Below are 2,841 nucleotides of genomic sequence, written 5' to 3'. Positions count from 1 at the left end.
GCCTCCCCCCTGGGCCTGGAGGAATCCCTGCCCACTACCTAAACCAATTCACATGGATGAGTCTTCACTGTTGCACTTAATTTGACAATTCGGGAGTTTTAACTTTTAGAAAGAGGGTATCATCATGGGTGGTTATATCACACTCGCCGTTGTGGCGATCATCGTTCTGTTATTGTTGTACTTCTTCTTCCACACCTTCATCTCGGTGGAATCCGGGACCGAAGCACTGGTGACCAGGTTCGGGGAATATACGAAGACTTTGCAGCCAGGACTGCATTTCTTGATTCCCATTGTGAACCGGGCGTATGTTGTTTCCATGCAGCTGCAACCCCTCGATGTCGAGAAGCAGCCGTTGATCACTAAGGATAACGCCACTGTGCAAGCGGCGGAAAAAATTAAGTACCACGTTACTGATTCCTACAAGTTCCAATTCGGCAACTCGGATTCTGTTGAATCCATGATTCAGGATGCCCAATCTGCATTGCGTTCCATCATCGGGCAAATGGATTTGAACGCCGTTTTGGGCGGCACCGAGACAATCAACCAGCGCCTGTCTGAAGCCTTGGCTGAAACGACTTCCGCTTATGGGTTGAAAGTCGATAACGTCGCCATCTTCGGGCTGCAACCGGATCCCCAGATTCAGCAAGCGATGAACAAGCTGCTGACGGCCGATCGGGAAAAACAGGCTGAAATCAGTAAATCTGAAGGTGAACGAACCGCTGCTGAGAACCGGGCCAGCGGGCAAGCCTTCGCCATCAAGACAGAAGCCGAAGCCAATGCCTATTCCACGAAGATGTCTGCCGATGCCCAAGCTTATGCAACGGCGCGGGCAGCCGAAGCCCAAGCCGCGGCCAATACCCAAATCTTGGACGCTTACTCGGCAGCTAATTTGACCACTGAACAATACGTCCAATTGCAGCAAATTGCTGCCTTTGCCCGCTTGGCCAGCAGTCGGGCCAATACTGTCGTAATGCCGTCGGATAAGATGGATGGGGCAGTGAAAGCCGCCACAGCCACCAAGATCTTCAAAACAGACAATTCCGATACCACCGGAGCCACGTCCATCGTGAACGAACTGGATCAAAAGATCCAGGCCCCGAAGAGTTTGGAAGCCCAGGAAGCCAGCGGCAATGGTGATTTCAACCCGAACTTCGGCGACACTACGGCCAATATCAAGGCCAACGTGGCGACCGATGACACGGAAGCCGCCGGGTCCGCGCCCAGTCCCTCGGCGTCGCCAAGCCAGCCCACAACACCGGGCAGTCCGGAGTATTACCGCCAGCTGAATGCGGCGGCGCGCCAGCATTAATCAGTTAAATCGTTGACAAACCAAAAACGCCGGCCAGCAATGGTCGACGTTTTTGATTGGCTAAAATGAAGTGATTGGTTACAGTACCCGGACCGCCATGCTGGGTGCAAAACCGGGGCTGATGGTCTGGATCCGCACCACATCGCCGGGTTCCGGCGCGGCAATGTATTGATTATTGCCGATGTACAGGGCATCGTGATAGGTGTTGCCCCGCGGGCCCCAGAAGATAATGTCTCCGGGTTGCAGCGCATTAAGCGAAACGGACTTGCCGGAAGATTCCTGCGGCACCGTCCAACCGCCGATATTCACGCCGGCGGCATTCAGAAAGATGTAATACATCAACCCGGAACAGTCGAAGACGTTGGGGCCTTTACCGCCCCAAACATAGGGCTTGCCCAATTGCTGCTGGGCGAGGGCGATGACCGCGGCAACCTTGGTTTGGTTGGCCGGCGGGGTCACACTGTTGCTCGGGGGAGTCAGACCATTGCCGCCATTGGCCGCGTCGGCGACCACCGTGACCGCCGCACTGGCTATCCACTCATTATTGCCGATGCGGTACCAGACGTACCCGTCGGCTTGTTGGGCGGCTGTATAAGAATATGTACCGCCTCCTGCTAAAGTTCTGGAAATGGCGTAACTGGTGCCGGCTCCTTGCCGAATGTTGGCGGCATAATTCACCCGCACCGATCCAGTTTGGTTGGGTGTCGGCGTGACGATGGGATCACCGCCGCCGGCATTGTTCCCGGCATTGCTGCCGGAGCTGGTGCCATTGCCTGGATACAGCCCGGTCCCCGCGGTGACGGCCGCCCCCGCGACCCATTGCTCACCGCCCAGGTTGTACCATGTATAACCATCGGCTTGCTTGGTGGCGAAGTACTTATAGGCTTCGCCCTGACTTAAACCGCGCAGAACACCATAGGTCAATCCCGCCCCCGAGCGGAGATTGGCCGCCGTATTGACGGTGACCCAGCCGGTTTGGGTGGTGGTGGGCCCAGTCGCGCTCCCAGCGGCCGGCGTACCAGTCCCCGGTTCAACGGCCGCACCGGCCACCCATTGGCTGCCGCCCAAGTTATACCACGTATACCCATCGGCTTGCTGGGTCGTGTACGTCTTATACGCTTCACCTTGGTTCAATGTGCGCAGTGTGGCGTATTTCAAGCCCGGCCCTTGACGTAAATTAGCCGCATAAAGAACCTTTACATAGTCCGTAGTTGCAGCCTTTACTTTTTTCGTCGTGGTATTCGCGGCAATGACGCCGCCGCCGAGTAGGACAGCGGCTGACGCCAGCGTTACCATACCCGTATGTGTGCGTTTTCCTGTCAAGACGAACCCCTCCAATTCGTTATCTTTTGCCCCCGATAACTATTCACTTTTGATTGTAGCACAGGCAGGAGGGGGCCCGGCTACATAAAAAGTAAAATTCCTTTACCAAAAGTAAACCCGAATTGTCAAATTAAGTGCAACAGTGAAGACTCATCCATGTGAATTGGTTTAGGTAGTGGGCAGGGATTCCTCCAGGCCCAGGGGGGAGG

The 2,841-nt window shown here is 55.4% G+C and carries 2 protein-coding genes; one reads left to right on the top strand and one right to left on the bottom strand.

The features are described 5' to 3' along the window. Positions 1-124: 124 nt before the first annotated feature. Positions 125-1,309, top strand: coding sequence for an SPFH domain-containing protein (locus H627_RS18740; RefSeq protein ID WP_051225480.1), 1,185 nt, complete (start codon positions 125-127; stop codon positions 1,307-1,309). A gap of 78 nt (positions 1,310-1,387) precedes the next feature. Here the strand turns inward: H627_RS18740 and H627_RS20835 are convergent, their stop codons facing one another. Continuing rightward, complete coding sequence (locus H627_RS20835) at positions 1,388-2,632, bottom strand: C40 family peptidase (protein WP_275453030.1); 1,245 nt, start codon at positions 2,630-2,632, stop codon at positions 1,388-1,390. Between the last annotated feature and the right edge of the window lie 209 nt (positions 2,633-2,841).

The sequence above is a fragment of the Schleiferilactobacillus harbinensis DSM 16991 genome (assembly GCF_000425885.1).
Classification (GTDB): domain Bacteria; phylum Bacillota; class Bacilli; order Lactobacillales; family Lactobacillaceae; genus Schleiferilactobacillus; species Schleiferilactobacillus harbinensis.
The sequence above is the reverse complement of the archived record's forward strand: the minus strand, read 5'-3'. Positions and strand labels throughout refer to the sequence as shown.

Excerpts from the sequence above, each read along its gene's own strand:
- H627_RS18740 (WP_051225480.1), top strand. The coding sequence starts at position 125 with ATGGGTGGTTATATCACACTCGCCGTTGTGGCGATCATCGTTCTGTTA.